Here is a 14,184-nt window from a genome sequence, read left to right as displayed (position 1 = left end):
GCGATTACTTCACGTTGACCGTGATCGTCGAGCTCATTTCGGGGCCGTACGACCGGTGCGCGCCGTCGCCGAACTGCAGCGTCAGCGTGTGCTGGCCGGGCGGCAGCTTGATTTCGGTTTCGGTCTGCGCCTTGCCGAAGTGCAGCGAGCGCTCGCTCGCGGGAATCACGTCGCCCTTCGGAATCGGCCGGCCGTCGATCAGCAGATGATGATGGCCGGTATTCGGCGTCATGTCGCCGGCGGGCCGAAGCTCCATCCCTTCCAGCCCGAACTTCACGTGCACCGGATTCGACACCGTCGCGCCGTCACTCGGCGCTTCGAAATACACGCGCGCCTCGGCCCGCGCGACCGTCGACACGGCCATTGCCGCCACGCATACCGCACCTGCGATCCACTTTCTGTTCAGCATCGCATTCTCCTTATGATTGGACAGCCCCGGAAGCATACACCTCGCGAACGGCAACCGTGTTTCGGTTGCATTGTTCGCGATGCGTACGTTTAAAACGACGTTGCGGAGCCGTTCGGCGAAATTCCGGTACCATTGCGCCTTTCGTCCGCCGGCGACGCTGCGGATGGCATCACCGGATTTCCATTTTTCCCGAGCGCTACATGAGCGAAGTAACCGAATACCAGAGCTGGGTCTGCCTGATTTGCGGGTGGGTCTACAACGAAGCGGAAGGGCTGCCCGACGAAGGCATCGCGCCCGGCACCCGTTTCGCCGACATCCCCGCCGACTGGCGCTGCCCGCTGTGCGATGTGGGCAAGGAAGATTTTGTTGTCGTCGATTTCTGATTCGCTGACTGCCTGATTTCCGATCGCGGCTGATCACGCGATCACGCGCGTCGGCATGCATTCCGCCCCGCCGACGCGCCGCGCGTTTGCTATACTCTGCGCGCTGTCCACACTGCCGTCCGGTTCGCGTTTTTTATGCGTGTTACCCGGACATGGCCCTCCCCGTAGTTCAATGGATAGAACAAGCGCCTCCTAAGCGCTAGATACAGGTTCGATTCCTGTCGGGGGGACCAGCTCAGTTCCAAGCGCCTCCCACGTCTCACAACAAAAGCCCCGCCCAGCATAGCTTTGCGGTTTCTTTGTTGCAAACTTCTGCAAAGCCCCCCAGCCAAAGCAACGCATCGGTGGAGGTTCTTTCGGGGGTTCCTCAGCCCCCCCAACATCGCTCAAACGGAACCCCAGCAGAGGAGCGGACATGGCTCTTACCGACATGGCAATACGCAATGCCAAGCCAAGCGATCGTCTCGACCGGCGCATCGAGCGCGCCGGCCTGGGGCGGTCCGTCTGCGGTGGTCCTCACGGGCGTCACGCAATACGATGTCGCGATCGGCAATTCGACCAGGCTCACGTTCATCTCGCCCGGATCGTCGGGCGGCTTCCTGATTTCGAATGGCCTCTCGACCAATCCGTCGTTCGGCAATACCGTCACGACGCTGACGGCGACCGGCGCCATCACGCCCCCGCAGACATCCGGCATAGTCGGCACGACGACCAATAACAACGCAAACGCGGGCAGCGTCGGCGAATACATCTGCGCGCAGGTAACGAATGGCGGCTCGCCGAGCGGTTGTCAGACCAACTCCTCGACGCCGGTCTCACTCGCGACAGGCACTTATGCCAACGTCACCTCGATCTCCCTGACGGCCGGAGACTCAGATATGGAGGGGAGCGTGGGGTTTCTGCCGGCTGGCAGTACGGTGATGGGCGCACAGGTTTCCGGCATCAGCACGACCTCGGCCACACTGGGCCCGGCGGATTCCCTTGCCGCCGTCGAAGAGGCCAATGTAACGGGCCTCGCCAGCACAATTGCCACGCCACGGTCGCGCATCAGCGTAGCGTCGACGACCACGGTCTATCTGGTCGCGTACGCGTCGTTTTCAACCAGCACTTGCACGGCGGTTGGTTTCGTTACCGCTCGCCGTGTTCGGTTGCGCGGCGAAGTTTTTAAGCCGTAGCGCAGGTTTCTCGATGATGTGCCAAGACATGTAACCGGAGGCGACCGACAGCATGATCGACGCAAGCACGAATGTCCCGAACCCGATGTGCGGGAATAGCGCCATCAAGGTTTGCTGGATCAGGAAGGCGTAGACATAAATGCCGAAGGACGGGTCGCCTAGCGCGCCGATCCGGCTGAGATAGGGCGTCTCGGTCACGGCAAACGAGATGACGGCGTAAGGGATCGCAAGCATCAGCAGCCATATCTCGACCGCCGAGCCGCGAGTCATGATGATCGCGGCGGCAACAGGGAGCCATGCCCACGAGAAGAGCGGGATGCGCGTACGCAGATGCCAGAGCAGCGCGCCGGTCGCGAAGCTGATCCCGGCGCGCACCAACTCATGCGCGTCCATCATGAAGAAGTTTCCTGATGGCGGGTGAATCTCCAACCAGCATCCGGCCGCGAGCAGAGCGACAAGAACTGGCACGGTAGCCCTGCGCCCAAAGTAGAGCGCCCTGCCGAGCGCGCACAAGCCGAAGTACATCGTCGCCTCTAGCGGCAGTGTCCACAGCGAACCGTTCACATTATTCGCGAGCGGATTGTGCTCAAACACGCCCGGCAATACGAAGCGCATCGGGTAAAGCAGTAGAGAGCGCAGGTACAGTGCGAACCGTGGGTCGGAGAGATAAACCGACTCGGGCAGTGTCGTGAGCATCGGGCCAACCAAGCAGGCGGCAAGCAGGATCGCGCAGAAGAAGCCGGGCAGGATGCGCAGCGCGCGACGCAGCAGGAAACGGAACGGATGCGGGTCGCGCTCCCAGCTCGCGCTCACCAGATAACCACTGACCGCAAAGAAAGCAAATACGGCGGCGGCGCCCAGGTCTCCCAGCGGAAAGGTCGCGTCATGGATCGGCCGCGCATGGCTCACGAGCACGGCGAGCGCAGCGACGATTCGGACGAAGTCGAAGTTGTTTTTTTGGGCCATACGACTGATATGAAGAATCGTGTCGACGGATTCTATACGACGTCGCCGGGGCGAGGCGATGGCAGGGATGGTCGAGGCCTAGCGCGGCCATGCTCGTTTGCTCCCGCTATATTTCCCTAATGATTGCCCTCAAGTTGACCGCAAACCCGCATGGCTGCGCGCTTGTTTTCTGTGCAACTTGTCAGGGATTGCATCGCGGATCGCTCTATCTGGCACACTTCTGCGGTTCGTTTCATCATCTGATTCGGGACCAGACGGTCGAAGGTTCGAACCCTTCGGTCTTGCGCAGTTGCCGGACCATCTCGCGCGCCGCCCACAGCTCGGCGGTGACCTGCCCGATAGCTCCCGCAGATACTCACGGTGTCCGCCCTTGCAGGCGTTCAGGGACACCTTGGCTTTACCTGCTTGCGTCCCAGGTCCGATCGCCTTCGTCCACGGTTGCCAGCGCCTGATTGCCTCGGCTTGCGCTTTCCGTTGCTCCGGTGTCCAGTGTCGCGGCATGTCGCGCCGCCCTGTTGTCCGTGAATAGCTCGTTGGGCGCACTCTCAAAATTTCCCGTGCGCATGGCATCCGTATGCGACTGCATACCTGCATCGGTATTGTTGACCTGCTGATGACCCGCCGCGATGTTGGCCCACTGCACAATGTGGATGTTGCGCGGGTTCTCAATCTCGGCCAGCGCCTCGAGAGTCGCGCGGCATTGAGATTGCGCTTTGAGCGCTAGCCGTAGGTTCGCCTCCATCTGGTTCAGATACTCGCAGTGCGCCGATTTGCGCGCCAGTTGATTGAAAACCATGTCCAGCGTGTTCGCCTGCGTTAACAGCATCGCCTCCACGGCGGACAAGTCGCCAGCCTTCATCCACTTTCCCACGATCAAGTACGGCAACGACAGCGACGAAAAGCGCCTGACATTGAAGCTGATCGGGAAGCACGAGCATTCAACACACTCGCCAAATCGACTCGTCGCGCTCGGTAGACCACCGATTCCGTTCGACTTGCGAGCAAAGATCGATTGACTCACAACATCAGCCCCAGTACACTACGCGCCGCGGGGTGGAGCAGTCTGGCAGCTCGTCGGGCTCATAACCCGAAGGTCGTAGGTTCAAATCCTACCCCCGCAACCAATACCGAAGCCCGCTCTGCGAAAGCAAGCGGGCTTCTTGCTTTCCGCATGCACTGCTGCGTGTGCACTGACTGCACCGCACACGAATCGCCGAACAATCAGCCCCGGGCGTCCCCTGCGACACACGATCGCATCCTGCCCAATCGCCACGGCCCTGCGCCACATATTGCGTAGAATTCCGAACCTTCTTCAGCATCCGGACTCCCGCAATGATTCGAGCGATCGCGGCACTCGCCGCGCTTTCAGCGATGACCGGCACGGCTACCGCCGCCGATACCATCACCGCGCCGGCGAAGCCGCGCTATGTCAGCCCCGGCATCGCCAACATCACGAACGCAGCGGCACCGCGCGCGGAAAACCCCTCCCCCAACTCACGCTGCCGTGAACTGGCCGCCGGCATCGACGCCGTCACGCACGCCCCCGACCGCGGCCAGAAGATCGTGCGCGGAATGGGCCCGGACGGCAAGCCGCGCAACGAACTGCGCGCTTACGACAAGCGCGCCGATCTCGAAACCGAGCATCACCGGCTCGGCTGCTGATAGCCAGCGCAGCGCCGCCCGGTCACTTCACGCCAGGCGTCCGCGCCTTCACGCGTTCGCACCGCCATCGATCGTCAACCCGGTCCCGTTGATCGACCGCCCTTCCGGCCCGACGACGAACGCGACGAGTGCCGCCACGTCATCGGCCTTGCCGTACTGCTGAATCGCCATCCGCGAACGCTGCGCACCGGCATGTTCGCCGTCGGCCGGATTCATGTCGGTGTCCGTCGACCCCGGATGCACGATATTGACCGTGATGCCACGCGGGCCCAGATCGCGCGCGAGCCCCTGCGTCCAGCCGATCAGCGCGGCCTTGCTCGCCGCATAGAGGCTCATCCCCGCATCGGGCACGCGCGTGGCGAGGCTACTGCCGGTCGACACGATGCGCCCGCCCTCCCCGAGATGCCGCGCGGCCGCCTGCGACGCGACGATCACCGCGCGCACGTTCACGTTCAGCGTCGCGTCGATATCGTCGAGCGTGAGGCCGTCCAGCGTGCCGGCCCGGAAAATCCCCGCGTTGTTGACGAGGATGTCGAGACCGCCGAACGCCTCCGCGGCACGATCGACCGCGTCGCGCACGGCCACCGGATCGGCGCTGTCGGCCTGGATCGCGACGGCGCGACGGCCCAGCGCCTCGATGCCGGCGACGACCGCCTGCGCCCGCTCGGCCGATTTCTCGTAGGTAATCGCGACGTCCGCGCCATCGGCCGCCAGCCGTTTCGCGATCGCCGCACCGATGCCGCGGCTGCCGCCCGTGATGAGTGCACGTTTGCCCTGAAGTCGGTTCATGTCGGTTCCTTTCCTCATTTATGTAACGACCGACACAGAATGTGGCAAGTTGCGCGGCACAGTCAATTGATTTAATTTATCGATCGATACAGATATCGATGAAGGAACGGATGCAATGGCTGAGCGAGGCCGACCGAGAAGCTTCGACAAGGAAGCGGCGCTGGATCGCGCGATGGAAGTGTTCTGGCGCCTCGGCTACGAAGGCGCATCGATGACCGACCTGACGGCCGCGATGGGCATCGCGTCGCCGAGCCTGTATGCGGCGTTCGGCAGCAAGGAAGCGCTGTTCCGGCAAGCGCTCGAGCACTACGGCGCAACGGAAGGGCGGGAAATCTGGGCGGGCGTCGAACAGGCCGTTAGCGCGCACGACGCCGTGCGGAACTACCTGATGGATACCGCACGCGTGTTCACGCGGCGGTCGAAGCCGGCAGGCTGCCTGATCGTGCTGTCGGCGCTGCACCCGGCCGAGCGTTCCGATACGGTCAGGCAAACGCTGATCGCGATGCGCGAGCGCACGGTCGAGAATCTGCGCGAACGCCTCACGCAAGGTGTCGCGACCGGCGAGATCGCGGCGCAAGCGAACCTCGACGCGATCGCGCGGTACTACGTGACGGTCCAGCAAGGGATGTCGATCCAGGCACGCGACGGTGCGAGCCGTCGCGATCTGGAGGCCGTCGCGCAAGCCGCGCTGGCCGCGTGGCCGGCACTCGTCGGCAAGGGTGGCGCGGGCGGCGCGTAACGGCAGGACGCCGCCGCGCGCAGCCGCGCCGGCACGTTACTGCTTTGCCGCGTGCTGCACGTCCTTCGACGCATGCCACACGCGATAGCGCACCTCGAAGCCGTCCGGCACATAGACGACGAGCGGCAGACGGCTGTTGTAGCGCAGCAGTTGGCCGTCGCCGCGCACCTGCACGAACCGTTGCTGTGGCGCCTGGCCCGGGCACGCCATCAGCGTCGATGCCGGGCCCTTCACGTCGGTGAGCTGATAGTACGTATAGCCCCAGCCCTTCACGTCCTCGGCGGTCAGCTCGCCGCCGAACCACTGCTGGTTGCAGTCGGTCTGCAACGTCTTGCCGATCATCAGTTCGACGCGCGCATCGCCTTCGTTCTCGAGCGCGGGCAGCGCGATCACGACGCGCTGCTGGCCGGCCGCTGCCTGCGGAAACATCTTGATCGACTCGGCCGGCACGGCGGGCGCCGATGCAGGCCCGGCCGCGCAGGCGGCGGCAGTCGTCACGCAGAAGGCGGCCAACACGGCCCGGATCGCGAATTTCATCGATGTACTCCTGAAAACAAATGAGCCCCGGATGCTAACACTTTCGCCGCACGACCTTACGACGCTGTAATTTGACGACACAATTGCAAACAGCTGGCAATTCGCTTGCGCGGTACTTATAGGGGAACCAACGGAGAACATCATGCTGAAGCTCATTGCTGCCGCCGGCGTAGCGACCCTGCTGGCCGGCTGCGTCGTCGCCCCGGACGCCGGATACGGCTACGGGCAGCCCTACTATTCCGATCCCGGCTACGGGTACGCGCCGTCGCCCGTGTACGGCACGGTCAATATCTGGGGCGGCGGTGGCGGCGGACGCGACTGGGATCGCGGCCGGCGCGATTACCATCGGTGGGACGGCGATCGTGGCAACCGTGGCGATCATGGCGATCGCGGCAACCGCGGCAACGGCTGGGGGCACGGCGACGGGCGCCGCGGCGACTGGAACGATGGCGGCGGAGGCGGCGGCCATCGCCACTGATGCACATTTGCAACTGTTTGTATCCGCGCACGGCCCGCCGACGGCCGATACGTCACGCAGACGAACGGACGCCCGCGCAATAGACCAAGGCCCTCGCATCAAGCGAGGGCCTTTTGTCGTCCGGTGCGGTGAAGCGAACTTCGGCGGCACCGGCCATCCGGCGCCGCCCGTTCACGCGTCGCGCTTCGGCTTGCTTACCAGCCGGCCGGTTGCGCGTAGCCGCCCGACACGGGCGCGCCGCACACATACGCGCGCTGGTAGCGGTCGTAGCAATAGTTCGGGCCGTCGTCCTGGTACTGCGCCTGCTGATAGGTCGGGTAGGCAGGTTGCTGGTACGCGGGCGCCTGATAGTACGTCGGCGGCTGATAAGCCGGTGCCTGGTACGCGGGTGCCTGATACACGACGGGCGGATTCATCGCGGACGTCACGATCGCGCCCAGCACCGCGCCGCCGATCAATGCGCCGATGACGGCGCCGCCATCGCGGCCATGCGCGGACGCCGGACCTGCCACGGCAAGCGAACCGGCGAGGACACACACTGCGGCAATTTTTTTCATGATGGACTCCCACGCGAAGTGGTACTGGATGCGATGCATTGTGGCGGCACGCGGCCGTAATAGATGCAGCAAGTGGTAACGCGCGATTACCGGTATCACGCACACCGAAACGCGCCGCCGCCGTGCTACGATTTTCGGCATACAGGAGACGCCTTCATGCAGCCCGAAACCGCCCGCCGTTTCGATACCGAATTCGCCCCGCGCATCGCGCAGGCGATCGCCGCCTTCTTCGCCGAACACGTGCTGACCGACGTCGTCCCGTATGGCGGCCAGGGGCACCCGACGTGCGTGCAGATCCGCAGCGCGCCGCATGAGCATGTCAGCGGCTTCGAGCATCCGCTGAACCTCGAGCTGACCTGGGACACCGACGAAATCGAGCGGCTGATGGAGCCGGACGGCCCGCAGCGCTTCGAGCACTACCTGGCCGCGCTGCCGAAAAAGCTGGGCGCATGGCAGGGCGCGCGCGACATCGATCTCCTGTCGCGCACGCAGGCCGCCCCGCTCGTACGGCTCGGCGGCCTCGACTTCGAAGGCTGAGTGCCGGCGTCGCGCAATGCGGCCCGGTGATACACTCGACCGGCCCCGCTCCGGTGCAGTTGCGCCGGCCGGGCCGCTCATCGCCGCCTCCACCCTTGCGCATGGTTGCGCCCGCAACCGGCAACCGGGCGCGCGGACAACCACGCATTTGCTCCCGCCATGAACGCCGATACCGGCCTGCCGCTTCCGCAACGCTACTGGGCAATCGTCTGCGTCGCACTGGGCATCACCCTCGCCGTGCTCGACGGCGCCATCGCGAACGTCGCGCTACCGACCATCGCGCGCGACCTGCACGCATCCGACGCCGCATCGATCTGGATCGTCAACGCGTATCAGCTCGCGGTTACGATCACGCTGCTGCCGCTTGCGTCGCTCGGCGAGCGCATCGGCTATCGCCGCATCTACATCGCGGGGCTCGCGCTGTTCACCGCGGCGTCGCTCGGCTGCGCGCTCGCCGGGTCGCTGCCGATGCTGGCCGTGATGCGCGTGATCCAGGGTTTCGGCGCGGCCGGCATCATGAGCGTCAACGCGGCGCTCGTGCGGATGATCTACCCGTCGTCGATGCTCGGGCGCGGGCTGTCGATCAACGCGATGGTGGTGGCGCTGTCGTCGGCGATCGGGCCGACGGTCGCGTCCGCGATCCTGTCGTTCGCGTCGTGGCCGTGGCTGTTCGCGGTCAACGTGCCGATCGGCATCGCCGCGGTATTCGGCAGCCTGCGTGCGCTACCGTCCAACCCGCTGCACGATGCGCCGTACGATTTCCCGAGCGCGCTGATGAACGCGTGCGTGTTCGGGCTGCTGATCACGGCCGTCGACGGCCTCGGCCACGGCGAAGGCCATGCGTACGTCGCGGCCGAGCTGGCCGTCGCGGTCGTCGTCGGCTACTTCTTCGTGAAGCGCCAGCTGTCGCAGCCGGCGCCGCTGCTGCCCGTCGACCTGATGCGCATCCCGATGTTCGCGCTGTCGATCTATACATCGATGGCGTCGTTCACGTCGCAGATGCTCGCGTTCGTCGCGTTGCCGTTCTGGCTGCAGAACTCGCTCGGCTTCTCGCAGGTCGAGACAGGCCTCTACATGACGCCGTGGCCGCTCGTGATCGTGTTCGCCGCGCCGCTCGCGGGCGTGCTGTCGGATCGCTATTCGGCCGGCATCCTCGGCGGGATCGGGCTCGCGCTGTTCGCGGCCGGGCTGCTGTCGCTCGCGACGATCGGCGCGCACCCGGGCACCGTCGACATCGTGTGGCGGATGGCGCTGTGCGGCGCAGGTTTCGGGCTGTTCCAGTCGCCGAACAACCGCGCGATGCTGTCGTCGGCGCCGCGCGAACGCAGCGGCGGCGCGGGTGGCATGCTGAGCACCGCGCGGCTGACCGGGCAGACGCTTGGCGCCGCGCTCGTCGCCTTGATTTTCGGGCTCGTGCCCGATCGCGGGCCGACGATTGCGCTCTATGTCGCCGCGGCATTCGCGGCAGTGGCCGCGGTCGTCAGCATGCTGCGCATCGCGTCGCCGCGGCCGGACGCGGCGACCTGACACCGTCGCACGGCGCCCTCTGCCCTCTGCCCTCTGCCCTCTGCCCTCTGCCCTCTGCCCTCTGCCCTCTGCCCTCTGCCCTCTGCCCTCTGCCCTCTGCCCTCTGCCCTCTGATCAGCGGATCAGCGGATCAGCGGATCAGCGGATCAGCGGATCAGCGCGTCATTCAGCGTCGAGCGCGTCCATCACGAAACGCACACGCGCCTGCACGTTCTCGCGCGGCAATTCGATCAGCCGGTAGCCATATGACGTGTAGCACTCGACCATCGCGTCGTAGGTGCGCACGGCTTCCGCGAAATCCTGCCGGCGCTCGGTGTCCTGCGCATAGATGTTCGGCCACGGCGGCGCGATGAACACGCGCCCGTGATAGCGGAAACGGCGGGCCGCGGCTTCCGCATGCGCAGGTACCGCCAGCCCCGTCAGCCGCAGGTAGCCGACCACGTCCGGCACGCCGCGATCGAAGAACACGGGCCCGTGCGCGAGGCGCGCGAGATCGTACGAGCGCATCTCCCAGCTCAGCATCAGCTCGGCGAACGCGGCCGGGTCGCGCCACGGCAACGCGCGACCGTCGATCGCCATCTGGTCGCGGATCACGCCGCGCCCGGCTTCCTGCGAGCGCGCGAAACCAGCATGCTCGAGCGCGTCGAGCAACGTGCTCTTGCCCGAACCCGGGCCACCGGTCACGACGAAAAAGCGGCGGGTGGCGTCGTCGGTCGCGCCGGGCGCCTGCCCGAACTCACGCATGCGCAACCCGCCGGCCCGCGCGCCGCGTGACCGACGCGGCGGCCGCGACACTGCGCAAGTCGGCGACGAACGTATCGCGCCAGACCGACAGGTCGTTCCCGCGCAGCCGCGCGAGGTTCTCCTCGTGGCGCGCCTGCCGCTCCGCGAGCGGCATCGACAGCGCGCGCTCGAGCGCCTCGGCCATCTGCGACAGGTCGTACGGATTGACGAGGAGCGCACCGGTCAGCTCGGCGGCCGCGCCCGCGAACTCCGACAACACGAGTACGCCCGGATCGGCCGGATCCTGCGACGCGACGTACTCCTTCGCAACGAGATTCATCCCGTCGCGCAACGGCGTCACGTAGCCGACCTGCGACATCCGGAAAAACGCCATCAGCAGGTTGCGCTCGTACTTGCGGTTCAGGTACTGGATCGGCGTCCAGTCGAGCTGCGAGAAGCGGCCGTTGATGCGGCCGGCCTCGCCTTCGAGCGTCTCGCGAATGTCCTGATAGGTCTTCACGTCGGAACGCGTCGGTGGCGCGATCTGCAGGAGCGACACGCGCCCTTGCCAGCCCGGCGCGTTCGCGAGCATTCGCTCGAACGACTGGAAGCGCTCGACGAGCCCCTTCGAATAATCGAGACGGTCGACGCTCATCACCAGCTTGCGGCCGTCGAGTGCCTCGCGCAGCATCTTCACCGGCTTGCGCGTGCCGTACTGGACGGCCGCCTGCGCGATCGCGTCGGGATGCACGCCGATCGGATAGGCGGCGACCTTCACGACGCGGCCATGCGCATGCAGCATCCCGTCGTCGCTGGCCGCGCCGATCCCGCGCCGCTCGATATAGTCGGTGAACGCCTGCTTGTCGGCCTCGGTCTGGAAGCCGGCCACGTCGTACGCGCACATGAACTTCACGAGCTCCTCGTGCGGCGGCACGAGACGCAGCATGTCGGGCGACGGAAACGGAATGTGCAGGAAGAAGCCGATCGGGTTCTTCACGCCGAGCTCGCGCAGGTAATGCGCGAACGGCAACAGGTGATAGTCGTGCACCCAGATCAGGTCGTCGGGGCGCAGCAAGGCGGCGAGCTGCTTCGCGAGCATCGCGTTCACGCGCAGATAGCCCGCGTACTCCTGACGATCGAAGCGCGCGAGATCGCCGCGATAGTGAAACACCGGCCACAGCGTCGCATTCGAGAAGCCGCGGTAATACTGGTCGTAGTCGCGCCGGGTCAGGCCGACCGTCGCATAGGTGACGTTGCCGTCCCGCTGGATCGCGGGCTCGGTGTCAGGCGCGCCGACGATCTCGCCGTTCCAGCCGAACCAGACGCCGCCCGTCTCCTTCAGCGCGTCCATCACGCCGACCGCCAGGCCGCCCGCGCTCGGGCGCGTGTCCTCGCCGGCGGCGACACGGTTCGATACCACGATCAATCTGCTCATGCGGCTTCCCCTCCTCGATTCGATTGGCTGGCGCGCGGCGCGCGCCAAGGCGGACACGGCTGCCCGAGGGCGGCCGTGCGGCGATTCAGATGTGAGCAATGCAGGTGTGAAAGTCAGCGGCGGAATACGGCGGCAACGGCATCAGGCGTCCTGCTCCTGGCCGAGATCGCGCTGATAGTCGAGCCCTTCCGGGCGGGCGCCGCCCTGGTTGTGATCGCCGTCGGACGGCGTCTCGCCGGGCGCGCCGGCAGGCGGTGCCGATGGCGCGTCGGTCTGCGGACGCGGACGGTCTGCCCCAGCGTCGGCCGGCCGAGGCGAAAACCGTTTCGAACGGCGCATGGCTGGGTGTCTCATGTGCGGCGCGGCCCGAGGCCGTCGTAGAAACATTCCATAACTAAAGAGTCTAGGTCGCTTCCTTGCACGTCAGAGTAACAATTACCTTCAATTTGTAACGTTTCGACCCCTCACGATTCATCTATCCGACAATAGCGCCGCGCGCACGCGCGCGGCATGCCGTCCGGCGATTTGTCAAAGCTTTGCAGTTTTCCTATGACAATTGCGAAACAATGACGCGGCATGAGGGCGCGCACGCGTTGCCGCTCACCCAGACAGGACTTGCACTCAGGGATGAACATTCGTTTCGAATCGCCGCGCCGGGTCATGCCGGCGCGCGTCGTGCTGGCCGCGATCGCCACGGCCGCACTGCTGTCCGGCTGCAACTCGCTGTACAGCGAGGGCGCGACAGCCGGCGCCGGTATCGCGGGCGCCGCGATCGCCTCCAAGGTCACCAACAACGCCGCCGTCGCGACGGGCATCGGCCTCGGCGCCGTCGCCGGCGCACGCGCGGGTGTCCAGTACTCGCAGCGAGTCGCACACCGTTACACACAGGAACAGATTGCGAAGGCCGCCGGCCCGCTCGACGTGGGCGGCGTCGCGCCGTGGTCGACGCACCACTCGTTCCCGATCGAGGACGACGAGCAGGGTCGCGTGACGGTCAGCCGGATGATCAGCATCGGCCCGCTCGACTGCAAGGAAATCGTGTTCGCGGTCGACACGGCCGCGAAACCCGACAAGCCTGCGCAATCGGCGTTCTACGTCGCCACGATCTGCCGCGACGGCCCCGTGTGGAAATGGGCGTCGGCCGAACCGGCGACCGAACGCTGGGGCGCGCTGCAATGAGCGTCGCGCTCCGTATCGCGGCCATCGGCGCGCTGTGCGCGGCGGCGGCCACGCTGTCGGGCTGCGGGTCGGTCGGCGCGGCGAGCGGCGCACTCGCCGGCGCGGCGACGGGCCTCGTCACCGCGAATCCGGCGGTCGGCGTCGGGGTCGGCATTGCCGTGCAGGCCGCGACCGACGAAGCCGTCAACCGCACGATGAAGCAGCTCCATCAAAACCAGCAGGACGCAATCGCGAAGACGGCCGGCAGCCTGGCCGTCGGCGAAGTGAAGCCGTGGAAGGTGAAGAACACGCTGCCGCTGGAAAACGGCGAAGGCGAAGTGCGCGTCACGCGCGCGTACTCGTCGGCGCTCGCGATGTGCAAGGAATTCGCGTTCTCGGTGAAGGATGGTGACAAGGCCGACTGGTATTTCGCGAATGTGTGCCAGCAAGGCGCGCACTGGAAGTGGGCGTCGGCGGAACCGGCGGTCGACCGGTGGGGGAATTTGCAGTAAGGGGGTGATGGGCCGCATATTGCTCGCGGCGGCGCCCTCGCCGTCCTGCGCACCCGCGAGCGGCAGCCGCTACGTACGCGCGCGAAGCTGCGTCACCCGGTCCTTGATCCTCGCCGACAGCGCATCGTCCGGTTTGTAGGTCAGGCACCGTTCCAGATCAGCGATCGCCGCCTTGATATCACCCAGCGTCTCGTAAGCCCGGGCGCGGTTGAAATAGACGAACAGCTGATCGGGATTGATCTTCAGCGCCCTGTCGAAATAATCCAGTGACTCCGGGTAGCGGCCCCCTTCGAGGAAAATCGTCGCGAGCGTGCAATACGCCGACGCGTCCGTATATCCCAGCTCGATGGCCCGGTTCAGATCGCTCAACGCGAGATCCGTCTTCTTGATCATCGCGTAGGTTGTGCCACGATCGGCATACGTCGCCGCATCATCCGGCGCAATTTTCAGGATATCGCCATACAGCCCAAGCGCATCCTCGATCCGTCCTTGCGACACGAAGCCGCGCGCCCGCATGCGGATCGGTGAAAAATCCGGATTCTTATCGGTCATTCAACTCAACCATCAAAAATTTGGTTTGCGAATCCGAGCATGTCG

19 protein-coding genes and 2 tRNA genes are annotated in these 14,184 nt (G+C 65.6%); 11 read left to right on the top strand and 10 right to left on the bottom strand.

What is annotated here, in order from left to right; genetic code table 11:
* Positions 1–4 precede the first annotated feature (4 nt).
* On the bottom strand, positions 5–409 hold the full coding sequence (locus LGN19_RS20820) for a DUF4399 domain-containing protein (RefSeq protein WP_122946741.1): 405 nt from the start codon (positions 407–409) through the stop codon (positions 5–7).
* Between the two features lie 200 nt (positions 410–609).
* Between LGN19_RS20820 and LGN19_RS20815 the strand changes: the two genes are divergently transcribed.
* From LGN19_RS20815 to LGN19_RS20805, 3 genes are all read left to right on the top strand, one after another.
* Positions 610–792 (top strand): rubredoxin, encoded by a 183-nt coding sequence (locus LGN19_RS20815; protein WP_006398668.1) that lies wholly within the window; start codon positions 610–612, stop codon positions 790–792.
* A 158-nt stretch (positions 793–950) separates the two neighbouring features.
* Positions 951–1,025 (top strand) — tRNA-Arg (locus LGN19_RS20810).
* A 210-nt stretch (positions 1,026–1,235) separates the two neighbouring features.
* The gene (locus tag LGN19_RS20805) at positions 1,236–1,967 is read left to right on the top strand and encodes a hypothetical protein (protein WP_226216888.1); all 732 of its coding nucleotides are present in this window, start codon (positions 1,236–1,238) and stop codon (positions 1,965–1,967) included.
* On the opposite strand, the gene LGN19_RS20800 is transcribed toward LGN19_RS20805, so the two are convergent.
* Together LGN19_RS20800 and LGN19_RS20795 are read right to left on the bottom strand one after the other, a co-directional pair.
* Entirely contained in the window at positions 1,890–2,933 is a 1,044-nt protein-coding gene (locus LGN19_RS20800) for an acyltransferase family protein (protein ID WP_226216886.1), read from the bottom strand. The genes LGN19_RS20805 and LGN19_RS20800 overlap by 78 nt on opposite strands.
* A gap of 397 nt (positions 2,934–3,330) precedes the next feature.
* Positions 3,331–3,954 (bottom strand): hypothetical protein, encoded by a 624-nt coding sequence (locus LGN19_RS20795; protein WP_226216884.1) that lies wholly within the window; start codon positions 3,952–3,954, stop codon positions 3,331–3,333.
* 26 nt (positions 3,955–3,980) lie between these two features.
* Between LGN19_RS20795 and LGN19_RS20790 the strand changes: the two genes are divergently transcribed.
* Positions 3,981–4,057, top strand: a tRNA-Met gene (locus LGN19_RS20790).
* Positions 4,058–4,265: 208 nt separating this feature from the next.
* Positions 4,266–4,595 (top strand): hypothetical protein, encoded by a 330-nt coding sequence (locus LGN19_RS20785; RefSeq protein WP_226216882.1) that lies wholly within the window; start codon positions 4,266–4,268, stop codon positions 4,593–4,595.
* A 48-nt stretch (positions 4,596–4,643) separates the two neighbouring features.
* Here LGN19_RS20785 and LGN19_RS20780 read toward each other — a convergent pair whose 3' ends face one another.
* The gene (locus LGN19_RS20780; RefSeq protein ID WP_226216881.1) at positions 4,644–5,384 is read right to left on the bottom strand and encodes an SDR family NAD(P)-dependent oxidoreductase; all 741 of its coding nucleotides are present in this window, start codon (positions 5,382–5,384) and stop codon (positions 4,644–4,646) included.
* Positions 5,385–5,499: 115 nt separating this feature from the next.
* Between LGN19_RS20780 and LGN19_RS20775 the strand changes: the two genes are divergently transcribed.
* Entirely contained in the window at positions 5,500–6,123 is a 624-nt protein-coding gene (locus LGN19_RS20775; RefSeq protein WP_226216879.1) for a TetR/AcrR family transcriptional regulator, read from the top strand.
* A gap of 36 nt (positions 6,124–6,159) precedes the next feature.
* Here LGN19_RS20775 and eco read toward each other — a convergent pair whose 3' ends face one another.
* A complete protein-coding gene (gene eco, locus LGN19_RS20770; RefSeq protein ID WP_226216877.1) occupies positions 6,160–6,660 on the bottom strand; it encodes a serine protease inhibitor ecotin in 501 nt (166 codons plus the stop codon).
* 142 nt (positions 6,661–6,802) lie between these two features.
* Between eco and LGN19_RS20765 the strand changes: the two genes are divergently transcribed.
* Entirely contained in the window at positions 6,803–7,138 is a 336-nt protein-coding gene (locus LGN19_RS20765) for a hypothetical protein (protein ID WP_122945987.1), read from the top strand.
* Positions 7,139–7,332: 194 nt separating this feature from the next.
* On the opposite strand, the gene LGN19_RS20760 is transcribed toward LGN19_RS20765, so the two are convergent.
* Positions 7,333–7,734 carry a hypothetical protein gene (locus LGN19_RS20760; protein WP_114177744.1) on the bottom strand — a complete coding sequence of 134 codons (402 nt, stop codon included), beginning with the start codon at positions 7,732–7,734 and terminating at the stop codon, positions 7,333–7,335.
* A gap of 117 nt (positions 7,735–7,851) precedes the next feature.
* Between LGN19_RS20760 and LGN19_RS20755 the strand changes: the two genes are divergently transcribed.
* Positions 7,852–8,232 carry a DUF5594 family protein gene (locus LGN19_RS20755; RefSeq protein WP_226216875.1) on the top strand — a complete coding sequence of 127 codons (381 nt, stop codon included), beginning with the start codon at positions 7,852–7,854 and terminating at the stop codon, positions 8,230–8,232.
* A 159-nt stretch (positions 8,233–8,391) separates the two neighbouring features.
* Positions 8,392–9,759, top strand: a complete 1,368-nt coding sequence (locus tag LGN19_RS20750; RefSeq protein WP_122945989.1) for an MFS transporter — start codon at positions 8,392–8,394, stop codon at positions 9,757–9,759.
* A 162-nt stretch (positions 9,760–9,921) separates the two neighbouring features.
* Here LGN19_RS20750 and LGN19_RS20745 read toward each other — a convergent pair whose 3' ends face one another.
* The 3 genes from LGN19_RS20745 to LGN19_RS20735 form a co-directional block, all read right to left on the bottom strand.
* Positions 9,922–10,503, bottom strand: a complete 582-nt coding sequence (locus LGN19_RS20745; protein ID WP_226216873.1) for an AAA family ATPase — start codon at positions 10,501–10,503, stop codon at positions 9,922–9,924.
* On the bottom strand, positions 10,496–11,917 hold the full coding sequence (gene otsA, locus LGN19_RS20740; protein ID WP_226216871.1) for an alpha,alpha-trehalose-phosphate synthase (UDP-forming): 1,422 nt from the start codon (positions 11,915–11,917) through the stop codon (positions 10,496–10,498). The genes LGN19_RS20745 and otsA overlap by 8 nt, the downstream gene beginning before the upstream one ends.
* Positions 11,918–12,058: 141 nt before the next feature.
* Positions 12,059–12,256: a hypothetical protein gene (locus LGN19_RS20735; protein WP_226216869.1), complete on the bottom strand. Its 198-nt coding sequence runs from the start codon at positions 12,254–12,256 to the stop codon at positions 12,059–12,061.
* 288 nt (positions 12,257–12,544) lie between these two features.
* Between LGN19_RS20735 and LGN19_RS20730 the strand changes: the two genes are divergently transcribed.
* Both LGN19_RS20730 and LGN19_RS20725 read left to right on the top strand, forming a co-directional pair.
* Positions 12,545–13,096 (top strand): hypothetical protein, encoded by a 552-nt coding sequence (locus LGN19_RS20730; RefSeq protein ID WP_122945992.1) that lies wholly within the window; start codon positions 12,545–12,547, stop codon positions 13,094–13,096.
* Positions 13,093–13,587, top strand: a complete 495-nt coding sequence (locus LGN19_RS20725; protein WP_226216867.1) for a hypothetical protein — start codon at positions 13,093–13,095, stop codon at positions 13,585–13,587. Before LGN19_RS20730 ends, LGN19_RS20725 begins: the two co-directional genes overlap by 4 nt.
* A gap of 69 nt (positions 13,588–13,656) precedes the next feature.
* Here the strand turns inward: LGN19_RS20725 and LGN19_RS20720 are convergent, their stop codons facing one another.
* Complete coding sequence (locus LGN19_RS20720) at positions 13,657–14,139, bottom strand: tetratricopeptide repeat protein (RefSeq protein WP_226216865.1); 483 nt, start codon at positions 14,137–14,139, stop codon at positions 13,657–13,659.
* Between the last annotated feature and the right edge of the window lie 45 nt (positions 14,140–14,184).

The organism is Burkholderia sp. AU30198, from assembly GCF_020419825.1.
Taxonomy (GTDB): domain Bacteria; phylum Pseudomonadota; class Gammaproteobacteria; order Burkholderiales; family Burkholderiaceae; genus Burkholderia.
The sequence above is the reverse complement of the archived record's forward strand: the minus strand, read 5'-3'. Positions and strand labels throughout refer to the sequence as shown.

Excerpts from the sequence above, each read along its gene's own strand:
- otsA (WP_226216871.1), bottom strand. The coding sequence starts at position 11,917 with ATGAGCAGATTGATCGTGGTATCGAACCGTGTCGCCGCCGGCGAGGAC.
- LGN19_RS20815 (WP_006398668.1), top strand. The coding sequence starts at position 610 with ATGAGCGAAGTAACCGAATACCAGAGCTGGGTCTGCCTGATTTGCGGG.
- LGN19_RS20735 (WP_226216869.1), bottom strand. The coding sequence starts at position 12,256 with ATGCGCCGTTCGAAACGGTTTTCGCCTCGGCCGGCCGACGCTGGGGCA.
- LGN19_RS20760 (WP_114177744.1), bottom strand. The coding sequence starts at position 7,734 with ATGCATCGCATCCAGTACCACTTCGCGTGGGAGTCCATCATGAAAAAA.
- LGN19_RS20800 (WP_226216886.1), bottom strand. The coding sequence starts at position 2,933 with ATGGCCCAAAAAAACAACTTCGACTTCGTCCGAATCGTCGCTGCGCTC.
- LGN19_RS20805 (WP_226216888.1), top strand. The coding sequence starts at position 1,236 with ATGCCAAGCCAAGCGATCGTCTCGACCGGCGCATCGAGCGCGCCGGCC.
- LGN19_RS20765 (WP_122945987.1), top strand. The coding sequence starts at position 6,803 with ATGCTGAAGCTCATTGCTGCCGCCGGCGTAGCGACCCTGCTGGCCGGC.
- eco (WP_226216877.1), bottom strand. The coding sequence starts at position 6,660 with ATGAAATTCGCGATCCGGGCCGTGTTGGCCGCCTTCTGCGTGACGACT.
- LGN19_RS20750 (WP_122945989.1), top strand. The coding sequence starts at position 8,392 with ATGAACGCCGATACCGGCCTGCCGCTTCCGCAACGCTACTGGGCAATC.
- LGN19_RS20780 (WP_226216881.1), bottom strand. The coding sequence starts at position 5,384 with ATGAACCGACTTCAGGGCAAACGTGCACTCATCACGGGCGGCAGCCGC.
- LGN19_RS20730 (WP_122945992.1), top strand. The coding sequence starts at position 12,545 with ATGAACATTCGTTTCGAATCGCCGCGCCGGGTCATGCCGGCGCGCGTC.
- LGN19_RS20720 (WP_226216865.1), bottom strand. The coding sequence starts at position 14,139 with ATGACCGATAAGAATCCGGATTTTTCACCGATCCGCATGCGGGCGCGC.
- LGN19_RS20820 (WP_122946741.1), bottom strand. The coding sequence starts at position 409 with ATGCTGAACAGAAAGTGGATCGCAGGTGCGGTATGCGTGGCGGCAATG.
- LGN19_RS20775 (WP_226216879.1), top strand. The coding sequence starts at position 5,500 with ATGGCTGAGCGAGGCCGACCGAGAAGCTTCGACAAGGAAGCGGCGCTG.
- LGN19_RS20785 (WP_226216882.1), top strand. The coding sequence starts at position 4,266 with ATGATTCGAGCGATCGCGGCACTCGCCGCGCTTTCAGCGATGACCGGC.
- LGN19_RS20745 (WP_226216873.1), bottom strand. The coding sequence starts at position 10,503 with ATGCGTGAGTTCGGGCAGGCGCCCGGCGCGACCGACGACGCCACCCGC.
- LGN19_RS20755 (WP_226216875.1), top strand. The coding sequence starts at position 7,852 with ATGCAGCCCGAAACCGCCCGCCGTTTCGATACCGAATTCGCCCCGCGC.
- LGN19_RS20725 (WP_226216867.1), top strand. The coding sequence starts at position 13,093 with ATGAGCGTCGCGCTCCGTATCGCGGCCATCGGCGCGCTGTGCGCGGCG.